We start from the raw sequence: 23476 nt of genomic DNA on the forward strand, positions 1-23476 counted from the left end.
CGCCTGCCCGCCAGGAGCCGGGCTTGGTACGGACCTTGACACCCCATTGCCCGGTCCCTACCGTCACGAACCAACGCACATGTTCAGAAACCCACCCGGTGTTCACGTACGAGAACCGTACGAGGATCGCCCCCACCCGGACCGACGGGAAGGCGCCCCCCATGCGCACCAGAAGACCGCTCCCCTCCTTGCTCGCCTCCCTGCTCGCGGCCGGCGGGCTGTCACTGCTGGCCACCCCGGCCGATGCCGCGTCGGTCATCGACGTGGGCACCGCCACCGAGCTGAAGGCCGCCCTCACGGCGGCCCGCCCCGGCGACACGATCCAGCTTGCCGACGGCACGTACACCGGCAACTTCAAGACCACCGTGGACGGCACGTCGAGCTCCCGCATCACCCTGACAGGCTCGTCTCGAGCCGTGCTCAAGGCGGGCGGCGGCTACGGACTCCACCTCAACGGCGCCTCCTACTGGACCGTCAGGGGCATCACGGTCACCGGCGGGCAGAAGGGGATCATGACGGACACCGCCGAGGGTGTCGTCATCGACTCGGTCACCGTTCACGGCCTCGACATGGAAGGCGTCCACTTCCGCCACTCCAGCCGCGACGGCGTCATCAAGAACTCGCGCATCTATGACACCGGGAACGACGGCAGGGGCATGGGGGAGGGCGTGTACGTCGGCTCGGCCGGCGGCACCTCCGACCGGAGCGACAATGCGCAAATCCTGAACAACACCATCGGTCCGGACGTCGGCGGCGAGGCCGTGGACATCAAGGAGGGCACGACCGGCGCGAAGATCGTCGGAAACACCTTCGACGGGCGCGGCCTGACCGGCGCGAACTACGACGACTCGTGGGTCGACGTGAAGGGCAACAACGTCCTCGTGGAGAACAACACCGGCAGGAACACGACGAACAACGGCTACGAGACCCATACCCAGCAGAGCGGCTGGGGCTGTGGCACCGTCTTCCGCGGCAACAACTCCGATCTGCGCGGCGCGACCGACTCCGAGCAACTCGCCATCAATGTCACCAACCACAGTTCGAACTGCCGCACGACCGTCCACGCGAGCAACACCGCGACTGGAGGCAAGGGTCTGACCAACATCGCGGTCACACCGTAGCCGCCACCACACAAACCGTTGCCTGCCCGGACAGCGGTAAGGCCCGCTCCCCCGAGGGGAGCGGGCCTTACTTCAGCTGGTCAGCTGTCGGGGCAGAGCGTCAGCTCTGGCCGCCGGCCAGCTTCTCGCGCAGGGCGGCAAGCGCCTCGTCCGACGCCAGGGCGCCGGAGTTGTCGTCCGACTCCGAGGAGTACGAACCGCCGGAGGCACCCGCGGGGGCACCGGCCGGGGCAGCGGTGCCACCCTCGGCAGCGGCGGCCTCGTCGGCCTCGCGGGACTTGATGACCTGGGCCTGGTGCTGCTCGAAGCGCTGCTGCGCCTCGGCGTACTGCGTCTCCCACGCCTCGCGCTGGGACTCGAAGCCCGGCAGCCAGTCGTTGGTCTCCGGGTCGAAGCCCTCGGGGTAGATGTAGTTGCCCTGGTCGTCGTACGACGCGGCCATGCCGTACAGGGTCGGGTCGAACTCGACCGAGGCCGGGTCGGCACCGAAGGACTCGTTGGCCTGCTTCAGCGAGAGGCTGATGCGGCGGCGCTCGAGGTCGATGTCGATGACCTTGACGAAGATCTCGTCGTTGACCTGGACGACCTGCTCCGGGATCTCCACGTGGCGCTCGGCCAGCTCGGAGATGTGGACCAGACCCTCGATGCCCTCGTCGACGCGCACGAACGCACCGAACGGAACGAGCTTGGTGACCTTACCCGGGACGACCTGACCGATCTGGTGGGTCCGGGCGAACTGCTGCCACGGGTCCTCCTGCGTCGCCTTCAGCGACAGGGAGACACGCTCGCGGTCCATGTCCACGTCGAGAACCTCGACGGTGACTTCCTGGCCGACCTCGACAACCTCGGACGGGTGGTCGATGTGCTTCCAGGACAGCTCGGAGACGTGGACGAGACCGTCGACGCCACCCAGGTCCACGAACGCACCGAAGTTGACGATCGAGGAGACGACGCCGGAGCGGACCTGGCCCTTCTGCAGGGTGGTGAGGAACGTCTGGCGCACCTCGGACTGGGTCTGCTCGAGCCAGGCGCGGCGGGACAGGACCACGTTGTTGCGGTTCTTGTCCAGCTCGATGATCTTCGCCTCGAGCTCCTTGCCCACGTAGGGCTGGAGGTCGCGGACACGGCGCATCTCGACGAGGGAGGCCGGCAGGAAGCCACGGAGGCCGATGTCGAGGATGAGACCACCCTTGACAACCTCGATGACGGTGCCGGTGACGATGCCGTCCTCTTCCTTGATCTTCTCGATGGTGCCCCAGGCACGCTCGTACTGGGCGCGCTTCTTCGAGAGGATCAGGCGGCCTTCCTTGTCCTCCTTCTGAAGGACAAGGGCCTCGATCTCGTCGCCGACCTTGACGACCTCGTTCGGGTCGACGTCGTGCTTGATCGAGAGCTCGCGGCTCGGGATGACACCTTCGGTCTTGTAACCGATGTCGAGCAGGACCTCGTCCCGGTCGACCTTCACGATGACGCCGTCGACGATGTCGCCGTCGTTGAAGTACTTGATCGTCTCGTCGATCGCGGCGAGGAAGGCTTCCTCGTTACCGATGTCGTTGACCGCAACCTGCGGGGTGGTGGCGGTGGTCTCGGTGCTGCTCGTCATGTGGGAAAGGGCTCCGGTACGGACATTGAAGTCGTAGGTACTGCTACGCCGAGAGCCGGTGTCGCAGCTGCATAACCGGACAGCCTTCGAAGCGACGGCCGAGCGATCCGAGGATCTCTGGAGGCGCCTCGTGAACCGAGGGATACATACAGATGCGAGCGCGGCCTGCTCGGTCTGAGGCGCGCAGGCTCGCAGCGCAACTTGTAGCATACGGGGGCAGCCGGACACGGTCAATGCGCGAAGGCGCACACCAGGGGTGGAAGACCACAATTCCGGCACAACTCTTGTTCGCCGAGGCCACGATGGCGTCTTCCGAAGCACGGTTCTCGGCGCGCTGGAACGCAAACTACAACGACGGTGACGATGAGCCAAGATTTTGAACCGGAAGCGACCCGCCGTAGCACCGGGGATGCGGAGAGCAGCCGGGCGAGCCGCGGCTGGTGGGACCGGAACGCCGACGAGTACCAGAGCGAACACGGCGCGTTCCTGGGCGACGACCGGTTCGTATGGGGACCCGAAGGGCTCGACGAGGCGGATGTGGCGCTGCTTGGTCCTGCCGGTTCGCTGAAAGGACTGGACGTCCTGGAGATCGGCGCCGGCGCTGCCCAGTGCTCACGCTGGCTCGCCGCGCAGGGCGCCCGGCCGGTGGCGCTCGACCTCTCCCACCGCCAGTTGCAGCACGCCCTGCGCATCGGCGGAGACGTGGCGCTCGTCGAGGCGGACGCGGGCGTTCTGCCGTTCCGGGACGGCTCCTTCGACCTGGCGTGCTCGGCGTACGGGGCGGTTCCGTTCGTCGCCGACCCGGTGCGGGTCTTCCAGGAGGTCAGGCGGGTGCTGCGGCCCGGCGGGCGCTGGGTCTTCTCCGTCACCCACCCGATTCGCTGGGCGTTCCCGGACGAGCCGGGGCCCGAGGGCCTGTCGGTGGCCGCGTCGTACTTCGACCGCACCCCTTATGTGGAGCAGGACGAGGAGGGCCGCGCGGTCTACGTGGAGCACCACAGAACGCTCGGCGACCGGGTGCGGGACGTGGTGGCCGGCGGCTTCCGGCTGGTCGACCTGGTCGAGCCCGAGTGGCCCGCCTGGAACAGCCAGGAATGGGGCGGCTGGTCCCCGCTCCGCGGCAATCTGATCCCGGGGACCGCGATCTTCGTCTGCGAGCGGGACTGAGCGCACGGCACACGCGATCGCGGCGCCGGCAGATCCCCGCGACCGGCTCGCGCGGGCGTTGTCGATCCACTCGAGAATGGCCTGGGGGACCGTGACGCGCGGCCGGCCGCGCGTCACGGAACGACCATGCGATGCCGGGATGTCATACAAGCCCACCGGCCTGTGGACAGTCGCGTCCACGGTTCGCCGGGACGTACGAGACTGAGCCCGTGATCCGACACGACGCAATCGACCGCCTTCCCGTCCGCCATGCCGTCGACGAGCTGCTCGGCGCGCTCGACGAGCACGGCACGGCCGTGCTCTGCGCTCCGCCGGGCACCGGCAAGACCACGCTGGTGCCGCTTGTCCTCGCCGAGACCGGCGCCAGGGTCGTGGTCGCGGAGCCACGACGGATAGCGGCGCGCGCGGCGGCGCGGCGGATGGCGTGGCTCCTCGGCGAGAAGGTCGGCGGCCGGGTGGGCTTCACTGTCCGCGGCGAGCGCGTGGTCGGTCCCGAGACCGTCGTAGAGGTGGTCACCACCGGCGTGCTGCTGCAACGGCTGCAGCGCGACCAGGAGCTGGCCGGTGTGGACGCGGTGATGCTCGACGAGTGCCATGAGCGTCATCTCGACGCCGACACCGTCGCCGCCTTCCTGCTGGATGTCCGCGGCACCCTGCGTCCGGAACTGCGGCTCCTGGCAGCCTCCGCGACGACGGACGCGGAAGGGTGGGCGCGGCTCCTGGGTGACGCGCCGGTGGTGCGGGCCGAGGGCGTCGCGCACCCGGTCGAGGTCGTCTGGGCCCCTCCGGCCCGTCCGGTCCGTCCGCCGCACGGGATGCGGGTCGATCCCGCGCTGCTGACGCATGTGGCGTCGGTGGTGCGCAGGGCCCTCGATGAACGTGAGGGGGACGTGCTCTGCTTCCTGCCGGGCGTGGGTGAGATCGGCCGGGTGGCCGGGCAGCTCGCCGGGGTGGACGCGGAAGTCCTTCAGGTGCACGGCCGGGCGCCGACGGCCGTCCAGGACGCGGTGCTCTCCGGGGGCGACACCCGCCGGGTGATCCTCGCGACGTCGGTCGCCGAATCGTCGCTGACCGTGCCCGGAGTGCGCCTCGTCGTGGACTCCGGGCTGGCACGTGAGCCGCGCACCGATCACGCGCGGGGCCTGAGCGCTCTCACGACCGTCCGGGCTTCGCAGGCCTCCGGCCGCCAGCGCGCGGGCAGGGCCGGCCGCGAGGGGCCCGGCACGGTGTACCGCTGCTGGACGGAGGCCGAGGACACCCGACTCCCGCGCTTCCCCGCCCCGGAGATAAAGGTCGCGGATCTCACGGCGTTCGCGCTGCACGTGGCGTGCTGGGGCGACCCGGCAGCCGCCGGCCTGGCACTGCTGGACGCTCCCCCGCCGGGCGCGATGGCCGCCGCGGGCTCCGTGCTGGCCGCGATCGGCGCGGTCGACGCCTCCGGGAGAGCCACCGGCCGTGGCACCCGGATGTCGCGACTGGGCGTGCATCCCCGGCTGGCCCGGGCCCTGCTCGACGGTTCCGCGCAGGTGGGCGCCCGGCGCGCGGCCGAGGTGGTGGCGCTGCTGAGCGACGAACCGCCGCGGGAGTACGGGGACGACCTGGCAGGCGCCTGGCGCGCGGCCCGGCGCGGCAACGACGCGTACGGGGCGCGGTGGCGTGCGGAGACCCGTCGGCTGGAGTCGTCCCTCGGCGGCGGTACGAGGCACCCGTCAGGGCCGTCAGGCGACGACGCCGTCGCTGGGCTCGTCGCCGCGCTCGCCTTCCCGGAGCGGGTGGCGCGGGGACGCGCCGACGGGGCGTATCTGATGGCCTCCGGCACCGGAGGCCTGCTCGACGCGGGGTCGTCACTGCGCGACGCGCCCTGGCTGGCGGTCGCCGTCGCCGACCGCCCCGCCACCGCCGTGTCCGCGCGGATCAGGCTCGCCGCCGTGCTCGACGAGGACGGCGCCCGCCACGCCGCCTCGCATCTTCTGTCCCGTAGCGAGGACGTCCACTGGGAGGACGGCGACGTCATGGCCCGGCGCGTGGAGCGGCTGGGCGCGGTCGAACTGTCCGTCCGCCCCTTGGGCTCACCCGACCCGGAGCTGGTACGGCAGGCGCTGCTGGAGGGCCTGCGACGGGAAGGGCTCGGACTGCTGCACTGGACCCGCGAGACGCACGGGCTGCGCGAGCGGCTCGCCTTCCTGCACAGGGTGCTGGGGCCACCGTGGCCGGACGTGTCGGACGCCGAGTTGCTCGAGCGGGCCGACGAGTGGCTGGAGCCGGAGCTGTCCCGTGCCCGGCGGCGGGCGGACCTCGGCCGCATCCAGGCCGGTCAGACCTTGCAGCGGCTGCTGCCGTGGGCGACCGGCGAAGCGGCCAGGCTGGACGAGCTCGCGCCGGAGCGGATCGAGGTGCCGAGCGGGTCCCGGATACGGGTCGAGTACGGCGGGGAGCAGCCTGTGCTCGCGGTGAAGCTCCAGGAACTGTTCGGTTTGCGCGAGACGCCCGAGGTCGCCGGTGTACCCGTGGTGGTGCATCTCCTCTCCCCCGCCGGCCGTCCGGCGGCGGTCACCGCGGATCTGGGTTCGTTCTGGCGTGAGGGCTACCGGGCGGTGCGGGCGGAGCTGCGCGGCCGGTATCCGAAGCACCCCTGGCCCGAGGACCCGGCGACGGCGGAACCGACACGGCACACGAAGTCGCGGCTCAGACCCTGAGCGGCTCCGGCGCGGGCGACGCGCCCGCGGGGTCAGGGCGGCGGCGTGCCTCCAGCCACAGGGCGAGCGCCGACAGTCCGGCGCCGGCGACGAGGAAACCCCACGGAAGGTAGGAGGTCATGAGCAGGACCGTACGGCGCTGGGAAGTGACCAGTTCGACCGTGGAGTCGACGTAGTCGGGGCGCATCTTCACATGCCCGGCGAAGGCGGTGACCTTGTCGCGCCCACCGAGCAGGGAGCCGCCGCGCAGTTCTTCACGGTGGATCTCCTCGCCGTTGACGGGCGCTCCGGTGACGGGTTCCACCCAGAACATGCGCTTGGTGGTGTACCAGCGGGTGGTGCCGGTCTGCTTCTCCAGGGTGGTCGCGTCGATTCCCGGAATCGGCATCCTCTTCGGGTAGGGCACCTTCGTCCAGGGGATGGTCTGCTCGAAGCAGTACACCTCCAGACCGCGGAACTCCCGGGTGCCCTTGTAGTGGATGGGTGCGGACGTCCGGGCCTGGGCGTCGAAGTACACGTAGTCCCGCTTCTCGGTGAGGAAAGGCCACTTGAACTCGATACCCTCGCGCCGCACCGGGTCGCCGTCGACGGACTCGCCGGTGGCGTGCACCGGCTCCTGGGTGTGCGCGTCGAAGATGTAGCGCTCGGGGATCTGCGACACCATCGCGCCGTCGGGCCCCTGGATGTAGGAGAGGGAGTCCCAGACGACGATGTCGCGGCCGGCGGTGCGCTCGATCCGCTCGGACTCCTCCACGTTGCCCTTGAGGGTCTGCACGATGGTGACCTTCTCGACCTTCTTCGCCTCGAGGGTGCCGTAGTCGAGGAGCGTCGCGGGCTTCGCCTCGAGCACCATCTCCTGGTACTGGCCGGCGGGGATCTTGGCGAGCCGTGGAAAGGCGTACCAGCGCAGCAGCGGGGACAGGGCGGCGAGGAAGACGGCGAGGGCGACGAGGACGAGGCCTGCTCTGCTGCGCATGGCGGCCCTCAGTCCTTGGGACCGGGGACGGTGGTCAGCAGCGGCTTTGGCGAGGTCTCGCCGGAGGGTGCGCCGATCGCGGTGACGGTGAGCACGAGGGCGAGGGCGGCGGCGAGTCCGACGGCGGCGGCGACGAGGACGCGCATGCTCGGCCTCCCGGACTGATCTGATAGGTCGTCAGGTCTGGGCACCGTAGCAACGTGGCCGGAAGAAGAGAACAGACAGCACCGCCCCTGTCCCGGCGGGCGGGGCAAGGGCGGTGCGGGCAGAGCGCTCGGTCAGGGGGCCGTCGACGCGTAAGGCGAAGGGGAAGGGGACGGGGTCGCGCTCGCTGGCGCCGTCACCTGGAGTTCGATGTCCAGGCTGCCGCCGCCGGGAGCGGTGAGACGGAGGACGAAGGTGCCCTGATTGCCGTCGGCGAAGACCTTCGGAAGCTCCAGGACGCCGTCGGCGCCGGTGCGGAGCCCGGTCAGGGTGCGGACGACCGTGCCGTCGGTCTGCTTGAAGTACGGTCCCTTGTCGTTCTCCGCCCCGTTCTCCTTGGAGACGATCATCGTGGCGGAGACCGCCACACCGGAGGCGGCGACTCCGTCGCATGCGGCCCTGACGCGGATGACGTCCGCGAACTCGCCGCCCGTGATGGCCGTCAGGTCCTTGGTGTCGGTCCGGACGATGCTGTCCGCTTCCCGCTCGGTGACGGTGGCCTCGAACTCGACGCCGGGCAGGGAACGCTCGACGACGGTGGCCCGCACCGTGAAGGCACCGGTCCGCTCCCCCGCGACAAGCGCGGGGGCGCTGACCGTGCCGTCCGCACCTGTGGCCACGACGGCGTCCGTACGGCCATCGGTGAAGCGGGTGTCGGTGTCACCGACGATCATGAACCGAACGGCCACCTTGACGACGGGCTGTCCCTTGGCGTTCTCCGCACGGACTTTGACACGCTCGGTGAACTGCCGGCCGGCCACCGCCGTCAGCGTCCCGGTGCCCGCGTCCTCGATACGGCTCACGGGCGCGGGGGCCGGAGTGGACGTCGGGGGCGGGGTCGGCGTCGGCGTGGGACTGGGAGCGGGGTCCGACGGGCTCGGCGTGGGGCTCGGCGTCGGCTTCGGTGCGGGCTTCGACGGACTCGGCACAGGGGTGGGGCTCGGCGTCGGCAACGGGCCCGAACTGTCGGGACCGTCGCCCACCGGCAGAACGCCGGCCCCGTCGGGGACCTGGTGGGCGCCGCGCTTGTAGTACTCGAACCAGGACAGCACCGTGCGCAGGTATTCCCGCGAGTGGTTGTAGCCGAGGATCGCCTGGTCGAGGTCGTCCTTGTTGCCGAGGTCGCGGCCGTTGGCGCAGAGATAGCGGCCCGCGGCGAGCGCCGCGTCGTAGATGTTGTTGGGGTCCTTGCGGCCGTCGGCGTTGGCGTCCTGACCCCAGGTCTCCCATGTCTGCGGGATGAACTGCATCGGCCCGACGGCGCGGTCGTGCACCGTGTCGCCGTCGTAGGCTCCGTTGTCGGAGTCCGAGATGTTCGCGAAGCCGACGCCGTTGAGGACGGGGCCGAGGATCGGTGTGAGCGTCGTGCCGTTCGCGTCCACCCTGCCGCCCCTGGCCTGACCGGACTCGACCTTGCCGATGGCGGCGAGCAGCTGCCAGGGCAGCCGGCAGGCCGGGTCGGACGCGGCGATGGTCTGCTCGGCCTGCTTGTAGGCGGCGAGAACGGAGGCGGGTATACCGGCCTCACCCACGCCGAGTTCCGGCAGATCACCCGAAGTGCCGGGCTTGTCGGGGGTGTTCAGCGGCGGGAGGTCCGTGTAGTACGGAGAGTTTCCGGTCACCGGCGTGCCGGGCGGCGGGGCAGCGTCCGAGGCCTCCTGCCCGGTGCCCGAGGTGGCGGACGTGACGCCGGGCGCCTGTGAGGCGGAGAGTGCGGCCACAGCGGCGGCGGCAACCGCCGTCGTCGTCGCTCCCCTGCGCAGCCGGCGGCCGAATTGCGCTGCCATACGTCTGTTCCCTCCCCATCAGCTGCTGTTCGCGCTCCCCAGCGCGGACTCACGTGACCCTAGTGCACCTTGAGACATCGGCACACCGTGGGCTGACCGGCTTTCACTACTTCGCCACCTCCTGGTCCCCGCCGGATTCCGGACGCCCCCCGCCGCAAGGCATCACTCATACTGGGCCCACTGATCATCATCGGTCACAGGGGGGGTCGCCATGCCGTTCACCATCAGCCACGCCGCGGCGGTACTGCCGGGGCTGCGGAGGAACGGGACCGCGCGCGGTCCCCTGTACGCCTCGGCACTCGTCCTCGGGTCGTTCGCACCGGACACGACGTACTTCGCGGCGAGTCTCCTTCCCGACGCGATGGGCTACGGCGAGGTGACGCACGGGGTGCTGGGCGTGCTGAGCGTCGATGTCGCCATCACCGCGATACTCGTCTGCCTCTGGCTGCTGATGCGGGACCCGCTCGTCGCGCTGCTGCCGGCGGCACAGCAGAGCCGGGTGTACACACTGCTGCGCGGGCGGAAGAGGGTCCGGCCGCCGGTCACCGCGGCCCTGTGGTTCTACGTCTCGGCGGTGATCGGGGCCAGTACGCACGTCGTGTGGGACGCGTTCACCCATTTCGACCGGTGGGGCGTGCGGATGATCCCGGTCCTCGGCGAGGTCGTCGCGGGCTTCCCGCTCTACACGTACACGCAGTACGGCAGTTCGGTTGTGGCTCTCGTCGCGCTGGTGTGGTTCACGGCGTCGGCGCTGCGGCGTGCGCCGGCGGCACCGGAGGCGCCCGTGATGCTGCTCGGCCGCCGGGACCGGCTGCTGGCGGCAGGGCTCATCGCGGTGTGCGTGCCGGCGGGCATCGCGCACCGCTGTGTGCGCTGGTACCAGTACTGGGGCCGGACCGAGACGCCCTTCGACATCATCCCGACGGCCTGCTTCGGGGCCGGGGCCGGGTTGGCCGTGGGGCTGGTGCTGTACGCCACGGCGGTGCGGATGCGTGAGCGCGGGCGGGGAGCGGTCGCTGAGAGCTCCGAGGCGCCGCTGCCGGAGCGGGGAGCGCGTCAGGGCTGACGGGTCCCTGACGCCCGGGGCGCGGAGTTCATGTGCCGGGCAATGTCGGACGCGAACGGCGGCACGCCCCGGCGAGGGGCGTGCCGCAGGCGTCAGTGGGCTGCCGACTCCCAGTCCGTGCCCGAGCCGACCGAGACGTCCAGCGGGGCGCGGAGCGACACGGCCGAGGACATCTCGTGGCGCACGAGTGTCTCGACCTGCTCGCGCTCGCCCGGGGCGACCTCCAGGACGATTTCGTCGTGGACCTGGAGGAGCAGCCTGGACGACAGCTTCGCGTCCCTCAGTGCCCGGTCGACGTTGAGCATGGCGACCTTGACGATGTCCGCCGCGGTGCCCTGGATCGGTGCGTTGAGCGCCATCCGCTCGGCGGACTCACGCCGCTGCCGGTTGTCGCTGTTGAGGTCGGGGAGATACCGGCGGCGGCCGAGCATCGTCGCCGTGTAGCCGGTGGCACGCGCCTCGTCGACGACGCGCCGCAGGTAGTCCCGCACGCCGCCGAACCGCTCGAAGTAGGTGTCCATCAGGACCCGTGCCTCGGCGGGCTCGATGCCCAGTTGCTGGGAGAGGCCGAACGCCGAGAGCCCATAGGCCAGCCCGTACGACATCGCCTTGATCTTGCGTCGCATCTCCGCGTCGACGGCGGACCGCTCGACCGAGAACACCTGGGAGGCGACGGTCGTGTGGAGGTCCTCGCCGGAGGTGAACGCCTCGATCAGGCCCGCGTCCTCCGACAGATGGGCCATGACCCGCAGCTCGATCTGGCTGTAGTCGGCCGTCATCAGGGACTCGTAGCCCTCGCCGACGACGAAGCCTCTCCGGATGGCACGGCCCTCGTCCGTCCTCACCGGCACGTTCTGCAGGTTGGGGTCGGTGGAGGAGAGGCGTCCCGTCGCGGCGACGGTCTGGCTGAACGTGGTGTGGATGCGGCCGTCGGCGGCGATGGTCTTGATCAGGCCCTCGACCGTCGAACGCAGCCTGGCCTGCTCGCGGTGGCGCAGCATGATGACGGGCAGCTCGTGCTCCGTCTGCGCGGCGAGCCACGCGAGCGCGTCGGCGTCCGTGGTGTAGCCGGTCTTGGTCTTCTTCGTCTTCGGCAGGTTCAGTTCGCCGAAGAACACCTCTTGGAGCTGCTTGGGGGAGCCGAGGTTGAACTCGTGCCCCACTGCCGCGTGCGCCTCCTTCACGGCCTGCTGCACGGCGCCCGCGAACTGCTGCTCCATGGCCTCGAGGTGGGCGCGGTCGGCGGCGATGCCGTGCCGCTCCATCCGGGCCAGCAGCAAGGAGGTGGGCAGCTCGACGTCGTGCAGGAGCTCGACGGCGCCGACCTCCTTCAGCTTCCCGCCGAGCGCCTCGCCGAGATCCAGGACGGCACGGGCCTGGGACATCAGCGCGTCGGCCTCGGCCTGTTCGTCGCTGCCGAACGCCAGCTGCCCGTCCGCCGCGGCGGGTGCCAGCTCGCGGTGCAGATACTCGATGGACAGCGCGTCCAGGGCGAACGAACGGCGGCCGGGCTTGACCAGGTAGGCGGCGAGCGCCGTGTCCATGGTCACGCCGGCGATCTCCCAGCCGTGCTCGGGGAAGACCCGCAGCGCGTCCTTGGCGTTGTGCATGACCTTCGGCCGGGCCGGGTCGGAGACCCACGAGGCGAATGCCCGCTCGTCGGACTCGTCGAGCTGGGTCGTGTCGAACCAGGCCGCCTTGCCGTCGGCGGCCGCCAGCGCGACCTCGCTGACGCTGCCGACACCCAGCGCCCACGCGGAGACGGTGGCCACGCCGAGCGGCTGCCTGCCGTGCTGCTCCAGCCAGTACGCCAACTCGCCGGCGCCGAGCACGGTGCCGTCCAGCTCCACACCGGCCTCGGGGGCCGGCGGCTCCTCCTCCGCGGCCCCGGGGTCGACCGCGAGCAGCCGCTCCCGAAGGCTCGGGTTACGGATCTCCAGGACCTCGAGGAAACCCTTCAGCGCGGTCCGGTCGTACGGCGCGCGCTCGAGGTCCGTGACTGCCTTCGGCAGTTCCACGTCGCGCACGAGCTCCGTCAGGTGGCGGTTGAGCTTGACGGCTTCCAGGTGATCGCGCAGCGCCTGGCCGACCTTGCCCTTGACCTCGTCCGCGTGCTCGACGAGCGCCGCGAACGAACCGAACTGGTTGATCCATTTCGTGGCGGTCTTCTCACCGACGCCGGGGATACCGGGCAGGTTGTCGGACGGGTCGCCGCGCAGTGCGGCGAAGTCCGGGTACTGCTGCGGGGTGAGGCCGTACTTCTCCTCGACCTTCGCCGGGGTGAAGCGGGTCAGCTCGGAGACGCCCTTGGTCGGGTAGAGCACGGTGGTGTGCTCGCTGACCAGCTGGAACGAGTCCCGGTCGCCGGTGACGATCAGCACTTCGAAGCCCGCCGCCTCCGCCTGGGTGGCGAGGGTGGCGATCACGTCGTCCGCCTCGAAGCCGTCGATCGCGAACCGCTCGGCGTTCATCGTGTCGAGGAGCTCGCCGATCAGCTCGACCTGGCCCTTGAACTCGTCGGGCGTCTTGGAGCGGTTCGCCTTGTACTCCGGAAAGTCGGCCGACCGCCAGGTCTTGCGCGAGACGTCGAAGGCCACCGCGAAATGCGTGGGCGCCTCATCACGCAGGGTGTTCGCCAGCATCGACGCGAAGCCGTAGATCGCGTTGGTCGTCTGGCCGCTCGCGGTCGTGAAATTCTCCGCGGGCAGCGCGAAGAACGCCCGGTACGCCAGGGAGTGCCCGTCCATGAGGAGCAGGCGCGGTCGGTTGTCTGCCGTCTTCTTCGATGCTGTCTCAGCCACGACCCCGATCCTGCCATGCACCGCTGACATTCCCGACCGCCCGGCCTGGGCTCACCGTTTGTCGGGGGCCCGTGACAGGATCGAAGACGTAGGGAAAGACGTATCGCACAGGCACGGCTCGAAGGGGAGCACGATGGCCAGCAAGCCGCCCTCAGGGGACCCGGTCCAGGACGCCCCGCAGGTCGCGGCCCCGCAGCATGCGGCGGCCGGCCTGCCCGCCATCGGCCACACCTTGCGCGTCGCACAGCAGCAGATGGGAGTGGCCCGCACCGCCCGCACCCTGATGAAGGTCAACCAGAAGGACGGCTTCGACTGTCCCGGCTGCGCCTGGCCGGAGGGCGACAAGCGCCATGTCGCCGAGTTCTGCGAGAACGGCGCGAAGGCGGTCGCGGAGGAGGCGACCCTGCGCCGGGTGACGCCCGACTTCTTCGCCGCGCACCCGCTTCCCGACCTTGCGCGCCGCAGCGGCTACTGGCTGGGGCAGCAGGGCCGGATCACACAACCGATGTATCTCCCCGAGGGCTCCGAGAGGTACGAGGAGGTGACATGGGAACGGGCCTTCGCGATCATCGCCGAGGAACTGCGCGCGCTCGGATCCCCGGACGAGGCGCTGTTCTACACCTCCGGCCGCACCAGCAACGAGGCGGCGTTCCTGCTGCAGCTGTTCGCCCGCGAGTTCGGCACGAACAATCTGCCCGACTGCTCCAACATGTGCCACGAGTCCTCCGGCTCGGCGCTCACGGAGACCATCGGCGTCGGCAAGGGCAGCGTCTCCCTGGAGGACCTGCACCAGGCGGACCTGATCATCGTCGCCGGGCAGAATCCGGGCACCAACCATCCCCGGATGCTCAGCGCACTGGAGCAGGCCAAGGCCTCCGGCGCCAGGATCATCTCGGTGAATCCGCTGCCCGAGGCCGGTCTCGAGCTGTTCAAGAACCCGCAGACCCCGCGGGGCATGCTCAAGGGCACCGCGCTGAACGACCTCTTCCTCCAGATCCGCATCGGCGGCGACCAGGCTCTGTTCCGTCTCCTCAACAAGCTGATCCTGGAGACGGGGGGCGCGGTCGACGAGGACTTCGTACGCGAGCACACCGACGGCTTCGAGGACTTCGCGGCTGCGGCACGGGCCGCCGACCGGGATGCCACACTCGCCGCGACAGGCCTCGGCCGTGACGAGATCGAGCAGGCCCTGCGGATGGTGCTCGACTCCCGCCGGACCATCGTCTGCTGGGCGATGGGCCTGACCCAGCACAAGCATTCGGTCGCCACCATCCGCGAGGTCGTCAACTTCCTTCTGCTGCGCGGCAACATCGGCCGCCCGGGTGCGGGCGTCTGCCCCGTCCGAGGGCATTCCAACGTCCAGGGCGACCGCACCATGGGCATCTTCGAGCGGCCCGCGCCCGCCTTCCTGGACGCCCTGGAGAAGGAGTTCGGCTTTGCCCCGCCGCGCCACCACGGCCTCGACGTCGTGCGGTCCATCGAGGCGCTGCGCGACGGGAAGGCGAAGGTGTTCTTCGCCATGGGCGGCAACTTCGTGGCGGCGAGTCCCGACACGGAGGTCACAGAGGCCGCGATGCGCCGTGCGCGGCTGACCGTGCACGTGTCCACCAAGCTCAACCGCTCGCACGCGGTCACGGGCCGCCGGGCGCTCATCCTGCCCACCCTGGGCCGTACCGACAAGGACATCCAGGCGGGCGGCAGGCAGGTGGTGACCGTCGAGGACTCGATGGGAATGGTCCACGCCTCCCGCGGCAACCTCACTCCCGCGAGCCCCCACCTGCTGTCCGAGCCCGCGATCGTCGCCCGGATGGCGCGCGCCGTGCTCGGCCCCTCCTCGACCACACCGTGGGAGGACTTCGAACGGGACTACAGCACGATCCGCGACCGGATCGCCCGCGTGGTGCCCGGCTTCGAGGACTTCAACGCGAAGATCGCCCGCCCCGGCGGCTTCACCCTGCCGCACGGCCCCCGCGACGAGCGCCGCTTCCCCACTGCCACCGGGAAGGCCAACTTCACCGCCGCCCCCGTCGAGTACCCGAAGGTCCCCGAGGGCCGGCTGCTGCTCCAGACCCTGCGCTCGCACGACCAGTACAACACCACGGTGTACGGCCTCGACGACCGCTACCGCGGCATCAAGGGCGGCCGCCGGGTGGTCCTGGTCAATCCCGAGGACGCTCGCGAACTGGGTCTGGCCGATGGTGCGTACGCGGATCTGGTCGGCGAATGGAAGGACGGCGTGGAGCGGCGGGCCCCCGGCTTCCGCGTCGTCCACTACCCCACCGCACGGGGCTGCGCCGCCGCTTACTACCCGGAGACCAATGTGCTGGTCCCGCTGGACTCCACCGCCGACACCAGCAACACCCCCGCCAGCAAGTCCGTGATCGTACGTCTGGAACAATCACCAACCGTCTAAGCGTTCGCTCAGGCAGCAGGACGAGCAGACGACCACAGGACCAGACAGTCATACGATCGGAGCCGGCATGGGCGAGCAGACCACGGTGAAGTTCCCGCAAGAGGTCATCGACGAGTACGCCGAGCTCGGGGTGGACCTGCCCGCGCTCTTCTCCGCCGGACACCTGGGCGAGCGCATGGGCGTACAGATCCTCGAGGCCGCGGCGGACCGGGTCGTCGGCACGATGCCCGTCGAGGGCAACACCCAGCCGTACGGCCTGCTGCACGGCGGCGCCTCCGCCGTCCTCGCCGAGACCCTCGGCTCCGTCGGCTCCATGCTGCACGGCGGCCCCTCCAAGATCGCCGTCGGCGTGGACCTCAACTGCACCCACCACCGCGGCGCCCGCTCCGGAATGGTCACCGGAGTCGCCACCCCCGTCCACCGCGGCCGCTCCACCGCCACCTACGAGATCGTGATCACCGACGAGCAGGACAAGCGCGTCTGCACCGCACGCCTCACCTGCCTGCTCCGCGACGCTCAGGGCTGAACCGACCCCGCGAAAGACCCGCAAGGCACGGAAAGGGGCCGGGAAGCGAAGCTTCCCGGCCCCTTTCTCATCGCTCCACGGACCGTCAGGCCGCGCCCTCACCGAGGTACGCCGCCCGGATCCGGTTGTCCGCCAGCAGATCCGCCGCCGGCCCCGACATCGCGACCTCGCCCGTCTCCAGGACGTAGCCGCGGTTCGCCAGACCCAGCGCCTGCGTGGCGTTCTGCTCCACCAGCAGCACGGTCGTGCCCTGCTTGTTGATCTCCTCGATGATCTCGAAGATCTGCTGCACGATCAGCGGCGCCAGACCCATCGACGGCTCGTCCAGCAGCAGCAGCTCCGGCTTGCCCATCAGGGCACGGCCGATCGCCAGCATCTGCTGCTCGCCGCCCGACAACGTGCCCGCCTGCTGCGAGCGCCGCTCGGCCAGACGCGGGAAGAGCGTGAACACCCGGTCCATCTCGGCCATGTCGACCGAGCTGAAGCGGTACGCGCCCATCTCCAGGTTCTCCCGCACGGTCATCGTCGAGAAGACCCGCCGGCCTTCCGGCACATGACCGATGCCGAACCGCACGAGCTCGTGCGACTTGATGCCGTCGATGCGCTCGCCGCGCAGCAGCACCTCGCCGTGGCGCGGCTGGAGCATGCCCGAGACGGTGCGCAGCGTCGTCGTCTTGCCCGCGCCGTTACCGCCGAGCAGGGCCACGATCTCGCCCTTGCGCACGGTCAGGTCGATGCCCTTGATGGCCTCGATGGCGCCGTAGAACACACGCATGCTCTTCAGTTCGAGCAGCGTCTCTTCCGAAGTGCCCGCCGTACCGGCGTCCTTCTGCAGCTCAGTCGTGGTGCTCACTTGCCGCTCTCCTCGTCCGCCGCGGTCTCGCCCGGCGCCGTTCCGTCCGACGACTCAGCATCGGCCGACACCTCGTCCGAGGCATCGTCCGCCGCGGACCCGTCCGAAGCAGGCTCGTCCGAACCCGAGTCCTCGGAAGCAGGCTCGTCCGACGCCGGCTCCTCCGAAGCGGGCTCGTCCGACGCCGAGTCCTCGGAAGCAGGCTCGTCCGATTCCGGCTCCTGCGAACCGTCCGTCGCCGCATGCTGCTCCGCGATGGCGGCCTGAACCACCTCCGCGTCCTCCGCCGACGCGCCCAGGTAGGCCTCGATCACCGCCGGGTGCTGCTGCACCTCGCTCGGCGTCCCCTCGGCGATCTTCTTGCCGAAGTTGAGAACCATCACCCGGTCCGCGACCGACATCACCAGACGCATGTCGTGCTCGATGAGCAGCACGCTGATGCCCAGCTCCGTGTTGATACGGCGGATCAGCTGCTCCAGCTCCAGCTTCTCCGTCGGGTTCGTACCGGCGGCCGGCTCGTCCAGCAGCAGCACCTGCGGATCCGTGGCCAGCGCCCGCGCGATCTCCAGACTGCGCTGGTCGCCGTACGACAAGCTGCCCGCGATCTCGTTGAGCTTGTCCTCCAGGCCCACGAACTTCAGCAGCCGGTGCGCACGCTCGTCACTGAGCCGCTCCGCCTTACGCGCGTTCGGCAGACCCAGCATGATCGAGACAGGGCCGGCCTTCAGCCGGGTCTCCGCCGCGATCTTGACGTTCTCCAGCGCCGTCAGCGCACCGAACAACCGGATGTTCTGGAACGTACGCGCCACACCCACGCGGTTGACGATGTGCGGCTTGCTGCCCAGCAGGGACTTCTCGTCGCCGTCCTTCGAACGGAAGACGATCTTGCCTTCCTGCGGGGTGTACGCCCCGGTGAGCGAGTTGAACAGCGAGGTCTTACCCGCACCGTTCGGCCCGATCACCGCCAGGACCTCGCCCCGGCACATGTTGACGTCCACATGGTCCAGACAGGTCAACCCGCCGAACCGCAGCGTCACATCCGACGCCTGCAGCACCAGATCGGTGCCGGCGGCCGAAGGCTGTGCACCGGCCGTCGCGTCGCTCTTCACGTCCGTGCTCATCAGAACTTGCCTCCCGCCGGCTCGGACATCGCGTCCGCGTCGCCGATGCCTTCCTCAGCCATCTTCAGCTCACGCTGCCTTCGCCGGGACGGCCAGACTCCCTGAGGCCGGTAGATCATCATGATCACCAGCAGCGCGCCCAGGTACATGTACCGGTCGGACGGGTCCACCCAGTCCTTCAGCGCCTCCGGCAGCCACACCAGGATCGCCGTGCCGATCAGCACACCCGGGATCGAGCCCATACCGCCGAAGATGACGTACGCCAGGATCAGGATCGACTGGAGAAGCGGGAAGACCTCCGGGTTGATGTACCCGTACTTACTCGTGAAGATCACACCCGCGACACCCGAGGTCGAAGCACCGATCGCGAACGCCATCAGCTTGAACTGAACCGTGTTGACGCCGTTCGCCGCGGCCGCGATCTCGTCCTCACGGATCGCCGTCCACGCACGTCCCACCCTCGAGTGCTCGAGACGCGAGAACAGAATGATCACCAGAACGATGAAGAAGACCAGCAGGTACCAGTAAGGCAGCGGCTTGATCGACCACTTGTACTCGAAGCCCGCGAAGTCGATCGAGAAGTCCGGGATCAGCCGGGCACCCTGCGGACCGCCCGTGAGCCCGTCCGCGTTCTTCGCCACCAGGTAGATGATCTCGTGGAAACCGAGCGTCACGATCGCCAGGTAGTCACCCCGGAGCCGAAGCGTCGGAGCACCCAGCAGCAGACCACAGATCAGACACGTGATCACTGCGACGGGGATGACCCAGAAGTTGTTCAGCACGACCGGAGGCTCGATCGGAAGCCGGCCCGTCCAGTACGCCGTCGAGTAGGCACCCACGGCGAAGAAGGCGAAGAAGCCCAGGTCCAGCAGACCCGCCCAGCCGATCACCACGTTGAGGCCGATCGCCAGGAGCGCGAAGATCGCGATCTGGTCCACCAGCACCGTCTGCCAGGTCCGCTCGAGACCCGACGGAATGACCAGTACCAGGATCAGCAGGACGGCGATGCCACCCAGCTTCACCCGCTTGTCGGTCCGCAGCCGCTCCCGCAGCGTGCCCACCGGGCCACCGGAGACAGCCGAACCGGCCGACTCCTTGGCCTTCGTGACCGCGCCCTTGATCGGCGCCGACGCGAACTCCCGCAGCGCCCACACACCGACCGTAAGACCCAGGCACACCCACAGGTTGGGACCCGTGAGCGTGTTCTCGATCGAGTAGAAGATGTCACGCGTGTTGCCCTGCTCGCCCGTCACCAGGGCCAGCAGCACACCCAGGGCGATCATCGCCCACAGCCGGGAGAAACGCTCCGACTGGTACCACGCCGTACGGCGCAGCTTCGACGCCGCAGACGGCGTCAGGTTCTTCGAGGTGTCGACCGTACTCATGCCGCCCTCCCCACTCGCTCACCGAGGATGCCCATCGGGCGGAACATCAGCACAAGGATCAGCACGACCATGGCCGAGACGCTGCGCCACTCGTCACCGAGCAGCGGCACCGTCATCGTCTCCACGATGCCGATCAGAATGCCGCCGAACATCGCACCGCGGATGTTGCCGATGCCGCCGACGACGGCCGCGGCGAACGCGGTGATACCGGGTATGAAGCCCATCGTGTACGACACCTGGTTCAGGTTGGCGAACAGGAAGCCCGCCACACCGCCCAGCACACCGCCGATGATGAAGGTGCGGGAGATGACCTTGTCGATGTCGACGCCCATCAGGCCGGCGACCTCGGCGTCCTGGGCGACCGCGCGGATGCCCTTGCCGAGCTTCGTGCGGGTCACCAGCAGGTCCAGCGCGATCATCATGACCACGGCCGTCGCGAACTGGAGCATCTGAGTGATGTTCACACCGGCGCCGAACAGCGAGAACACGGTGTGGTTGTCGTACATCTCCGGCAGCGGCAGCGGGTCACGCCCGAACAGCTTGCCGGCCAGGTTGTACAGGAAGAACGAGGCACCGATCGCGGTGATCAGGAAGATCAGCCGCGGCGCGCCACGCCTGCGTAGTGGTCGGTACGCGACCTTCTCCAGGCCGTACGCAGTGACGCCGCCGAACAGCGCCGACCCCGCCATGGCGAGAGCGACAAAGCCGATGGACGCCAGAGCGGACGGGTTGTCCCCCGGACTGACCAGCTGAAGGACGATGAGGCTGCCGTAGGCGCCGAGCATGAAGACCTCGCTGTGCGCGAAGTTGATCAGCTGCAGCACGCCGTAGACAAGGGTGTAGCCGATGGCGATGACGGCGTACAGCGAGCCGAGCATCACCCCTAGGACGAGGTAGTCCCAGAATTCCTGAAGGGACATGGAGCAGACTTCCTTGTGGGAGCTGAGCGGGCGGCGGCGCTCGTGGCGACGAGGGCGGCCCGCGGGCGAATCATTCGAAACAGTGGAAGGCACCGGTTGGGGAACCGACCGCCCCACTTCGCGGACGGGGGCCGGGAGAACTACCGCCTCCCGGCCCCCTGTCGCATGGCATCAGCCACTAAGCCCCAGCGTCAGCCGGCCAGCTCGTTGATGTTGCCCTGGTACCCGATCTTGCCGCCCTTGACCTGGTACAGGTAGACGTCGGTGCCCTTGAACTCACCGTTCTCACCGAAGGAGAAGGTCTTCGTCAGGCCCTTGTAGGAGGCCTTCGCCAGCGCGTCACGCAGAGCCTCACGCTCGGTGTCCGCACCCGACTTCTTGACTTCGGCGATGATCATGTTGGTGATGTCGTACGCCTCGGCGGAGTACGTACCGGGGGCGCGGCCGAACTCCTTCTGGTAGTCCTCGGCGAACTTCTTCGTGCCCGCCTCGACGGTGGCGTCGGTGCAGGGGCAGGTGAGGAACCAGTTCTCGGAGGCGTCACCCGCGAGCTCGACGAACTTCATGTCGTTCGAGCCGTCGCCCGAGATGCCCGCGCCCTTGTAGCCGGCGTCCTTGAGCTTCTTCGCGAACGGAGCGAGGTCCTGGTAGTAACCGGCGTAGATCAGCGCGTCGGCCTTGGAGTTGACGACGTCCTTGGCGGTCGCGGAGTAGTCCGGCGTCTTCTGCGGGACGGACTTCTTGACGACCTCGACACCGGCGTCCTTCAGACCCTTCTCGGCGACAGTCGCCAGGCCCACGCCGTAGTCGGTCTTGTCGTCGATCAGGTAGACCTTCTTCGCCTGCAGCTTCTTGGCGAAGTAGGTCGCCATGCCGGCGCCCTGCATGTTGTCGTTGGGGACACCGCGCAGGAAGCTGGTGAAGCCGTTCTCCTTGTCCGTCAGCAGCGGGTTGGTCGCGGACGGCGAGACCGTCACCAGACCGGACTCCGCGTACAGCGGCGAAGAGGTGTTGGTCGGCCCGGAGAAGGCGGGGCCCACCACGGCGACGACGCTCTCGTCGTCGATGATCTTCTGCGCGGCGGCGGTGGCCTTGTCCGGCAGACCCTGGTCGTCACCGGCGACGTACTCGAGCTTGAAGTCGAGGTCACCCTTGGCGTTGGCCTGGTCGATGGCCAGCTTCACGCCGTTCTGCATGTTCTCGCCCAGTGCGACGTTGTCGCCGGAGAGCGGGCCCTGGAAAGCAATCTTCACGGCGCCGTCGCCGCTGCCGGAGTCACTGCTGCACCCGGTCAGGGCCAGAGCACCCACGGCCAGCGGTATAGCCATTTTGATGATGGTCTTGTTCAGCACTACGAACCCCTCGGAGCCGCGCGAACGATCTTGTCAGTGGGGGAAGTTGGCATCCCCTCACAGGACACCGCTTGTCCGTGCGGTGTGCGGGGAATGTAATCGGGCGTTCGGGCACACGGATAGGTGACCGGAAGATGTGTGATCGCCCTGTGACCTGAGTCATGCGCCGGAAACAGAACACTCCTTACCGGCGACCGGACATGTCAGCAGTGATGCACAAGTACCCGACAAACGCGCAGATGATCTTCACGACCACATTTCCGCCGACCCCGCCAACGCTCTGAACTGCGACGTTCCCCCAAACCCCGGTCACACGACCCGGCCGGAACATGCCCCCGCGCAACCCCTCCCACACACCGCACAGAGCACCTCCGTCTCACCGGACAGCACCTCTCCGGCCGGATCGCGTCACCGTAGCGCGCGACGGCCCGCCGCGCGGCCGAATCGAAAACGACCTTCACAACTTCCCCCACAACAGCACCGGGCCCCCGGTCACCAAGTGACCGGGGGCCCGCCGCAATTCCACCCGTTTGTCCACTTTTTGAGGCGCTACTCCTCCGCCCGTCCTCAGGACCGCTCAGCGCCCTGCCGCCGACTACTGCCCCTTCGCGGCCTTCTTCTCCTCGGCGTCCTCGATGACCGCCTCCGCCACCTGCTGCATCGACAACCGGCGGTCCATCGACGTCTTCTGGATCCACCGGAACGCCGCCGGCTCCGTCAGGCCGTACTGCGTCTGCAGAATGCTCTTCGCCCGATCCACCAGCTTGCGCGTCTCCAGCCGCTGCGAGAGGTCCGCGACCTCCTGCTCGAGCGCCTTGAGCTCGGTGAACCGCGACACCGCCATCTCGATCGCCGGCACGACGTCGCTCTTGCTGAACGGCTTCACCAGATACGCCATGGCGCCGGCGTCCCGGGCCCGCTCCACGAGGTCGCGCTGCGAGAACGCGGTGAGCATCAGGACCGGCGCGATGGATTCCTCCGCGATCTTCTCCGCCGCGGAGATCCCGTCGAGCACGGGCATCTTCACGTCAAGAATGACCAGATCCGGCCGGTGCTCCCGCGCCAGCTCCACGGCCCGCTGCCCGTCACCGGCCTCGCCGACGACCGAGTACCCCTCCTCCTCGAGCATCTCCTTGAGGTCGAGCCGGATGAGCGCCTCGTCCTCAGCGATGACGACACGTGTCGTCAGGGGCGGGACGTGCGACTTGTCGTCGTCATCGGCGGCGGGCTGGGGCGACTCGGGGGCGGTCACGGGGGCTCCTCGGTGCGGGGCAGGTCACTGCCTTCAGAGCCTACCTAGATGAAGGCAATGACCATCACCCGGTACACTCCGACCAGCGACCTGGCCGGGTTGGCGGAATGGCAGACGCTGATGTCTCAAACACATCTGTCCGAAAGGACGTGCGGGTTCGAATCCCGCACCCGGCACCCTCACGAACCGGATGTGCACGTTCTTGTGAACATCCTCCATTTGACACTTCGAGT

The 23476-nt window shown here is 69.1% G+C and carries 17 protein-coding genes and 1 tRNA gene; 7 read left to right on the top strand and 11 right to left on the bottom strand.

Going from position 1 to position 23476, the window contains the following annotated elements; all coding sequences use genetic code 11:
* Nucleotides 1-161 precede the first annotated feature (161 nt).
* Complete coding sequence (locus MDN94_RS37910) at nucleotides 162-1121, top strand: right-handed parallel beta-helix repeat-containing protein (RefSeq protein ID WP_482730313.1); 960 nt, start codon at nucleotides 162-164, stop codon at nucleotides 1119-1121.
* A 100-nt stretch (nucleotides 1122-1221) separates the two neighbouring features.
* Here MDN94_RS37910 and rpsA read toward each other — a convergent pair whose 3' ends face one another.
* On the bottom strand, nucleotides 1222-2724 hold the full coding sequence (gene rpsA, locus MDN94_RS37915; RefSeq protein ID WP_005318902.1) for a 30S ribosomal protein S1: 1503 nt from the start codon (nucleotides 2722-2724) through the stop codon (nucleotides 1222-1224).
* 363 nt (nucleotides 2725-3087) lie between these two features.
* On the opposite strand from rpsA, the gene MDN94_RS37920 reads away from it, so the two are divergent.
* Nucleotides 3088-3891: a class I SAM-dependent methyltransferase gene (locus tag MDN94_RS37920; RefSeq protein ID WP_482730314.1), complete on the top strand. Its 804-nt coding sequence runs from the start codon at nucleotides 3088-3090 to the stop codon at nucleotides 3889-3891.
* Between the two features lie 209 nt (nucleotides 3892-4100).
* Nucleotides 4101-6587 (top strand): ATP-dependent helicase HrpB, encoded by a 2487-nt coding sequence (gene hrpB / locus MDN94_RS37925; protein ID WP_482730315.1) that lies wholly within the window; start codon nucleotides 4101-4103, stop codon nucleotides 6585-6587.
* On the opposite strand, the gene pgfA is transcribed toward hrpB, so the two are convergent.
* The 3 genes from pgfA to MDN94_RS37940 form a co-directional block, all read right to left on the bottom strand.
* A complete protein-coding gene (gene pgfA, locus MDN94_RS37930) occupies nucleotides 6577-7563 on the bottom strand; it encodes a cell envelope lipid trafficking protein PgfA (protein ID WP_482730316.1) in 987 nt (328 codons plus the stop codon). The two genes, hrpB and pgfA, sit on opposite strands and share 11 nt — an antisense overlap.
* 8 nt (nucleotides 7564-7571) lie before the next feature.
* The gene (locus MDN94_RS37935; RefSeq protein ID WP_482730317.1) at nucleotides 7572-7709 is read right to left on the bottom strand and encodes an SPW_0924 family protein; all 138 of its coding nucleotides are present in this window, start codon (nucleotides 7707-7709) and stop codon (nucleotides 7572-7574) included.
* Between the two features lie 132 nt (nucleotides 7710-7841).
* Nucleotides 7842-9554: a lytic transglycosylase domain-containing protein gene (locus MDN94_RS37940; protein ID WP_482730318.1), complete on the bottom strand. Its 1713-nt coding sequence runs from the start codon at nucleotides 9552-9554 to the stop codon at nucleotides 7842-7844.
* Between the two features lie 211 nt (nucleotides 9555-9765).
* On the opposite strand from MDN94_RS37940, the gene MDN94_RS37945 reads away from it, so the two are divergent.
* Nucleotides 9766-10620: a DUF4184 family protein gene (locus MDN94_RS37945; protein WP_482730319.1), complete on the top strand. Its 855-nt coding sequence runs from the start codon at nucleotides 9766-9768 to the stop codon at nucleotides 10618-10620.
* A gap of 92 nt (nucleotides 10621-10712) precedes the next feature.
* Here the strand turns inward: MDN94_RS37945 and polA are convergent, their stop codons facing one another.
* Nucleotides 10713-13421 (bottom strand): DNA polymerase I, encoded by a 2709-nt coding sequence (polA, locus tag MDN94_RS37950; protein ID WP_482730320.1) that lies wholly within the window; start codon nucleotides 13419-13421, stop codon nucleotides 10713-10715.
* Between the two features lie 133 nt (nucleotides 13422-13554).
* On the opposite strand from polA, the gene MDN94_RS37955 reads away from it, so the two are divergent.
* Both MDN94_RS37955 and MDN94_RS37960 read left to right on the top strand, forming a co-directional pair.
* Nucleotides 13555-15834 carry an FdhF/YdeP family oxidoreductase gene (locus MDN94_RS37955; RefSeq protein ID WP_482730321.1) on the top strand — a complete coding sequence of 760 codons (2280 nt, stop codon included), beginning with the start codon at nucleotides 13555-13557 and terminating at the stop codon, nucleotides 15832-15834.
* A 67-nt stretch (nucleotides 15835-15901) separates the two neighbouring features.
* On the top strand, nucleotides 15902-16360 hold the full coding sequence (locus MDN94_RS37960) for a PaaI family thioesterase (protein WP_453462961.1): 459 nt from the start codon (nucleotides 15902-15904) through the stop codon (nucleotides 16358-16360).
* A gap of 85 nt (nucleotides 16361-16445) precedes the next feature.
* Here the strand turns inward: MDN94_RS37960 and MDN94_RS37965 are convergent, their stop codons facing one another.
* From MDN94_RS37965 to MDN94_RS37990, 6 genes are all read right to left on the bottom strand, one after another.
* Entirely contained in the window at nucleotides 16446-17213 is a 768-nt protein-coding gene (locus tag MDN94_RS37965) for an ABC transporter ATP-binding protein (protein WP_159693025.1), read from the bottom strand.
* A complete protein-coding gene (locus MDN94_RS37970; RefSeq protein WP_482730322.1) occupies nucleotides 17210-18334 on the bottom strand; it encodes an ABC transporter ATP-binding protein in 1125 nt (374 codons plus the stop codon). The genes MDN94_RS37965 and MDN94_RS37970 overlap by 4 nt, the downstream gene beginning before the upstream one ends.
* A complete protein-coding gene (locus tag MDN94_RS37975; RefSeq protein ID WP_482729924.1) occupies nucleotides 18334-19719 on the bottom strand; it encodes a branched-chain amino acid ABC transporter permease in 1386 nt (461 codons plus the stop codon). The genes MDN94_RS37970 and MDN94_RS37975 overlap by 1 nt, the downstream gene beginning before the upstream one ends.
* Entirely contained in the window at nucleotides 19716-20639 is a 924-nt protein-coding gene (locus tag MDN94_RS37980) for a branched-chain amino acid ABC transporter permease (protein ID WP_482729925.1), read from the bottom strand. The genes MDN94_RS37975 and MDN94_RS37980 overlap by 4 nt, the downstream gene beginning before the upstream one ends.
* Nucleotides 20640-20830: 191 nt before the next feature.
* Nucleotides 20831-21991, bottom strand: coding sequence for a branched-chain amino acid ABC transporter substrate-binding protein (locus tag MDN94_RS37985; RefSeq protein WP_482730323.1), 1161 nt, complete (start codon nucleotides 21989-21991; stop codon nucleotides 20831-20833).
* A 595-nt stretch (nucleotides 21992-22586) separates the two neighbouring features.
* Nucleotides 22587-23243 carry an ANTAR domain-containing response regulator gene (locus MDN94_RS37990; protein WP_159693015.1) on the bottom strand — a complete coding sequence of 219 codons (657 nt, stop codon included), beginning with the start codon at nucleotides 23241-23243 and terminating at the stop codon, nucleotides 22587-22589.
* Between the two features lie 93 nt (nucleotides 23244-23336).
* Between MDN94_RS37990 and MDN94_RS37995 the strand changes: the two genes are divergently transcribed.
* A tRNA-Leu gene (locus MDN94_RS37995) sits at nucleotides 23337-23419 on the top strand.
* Nucleotides 23420-23476: the final 57 nt, after the last annotated feature.

Source organism: Streptomyces sp. WAC00040 (genome assembly GCF_056835925.1).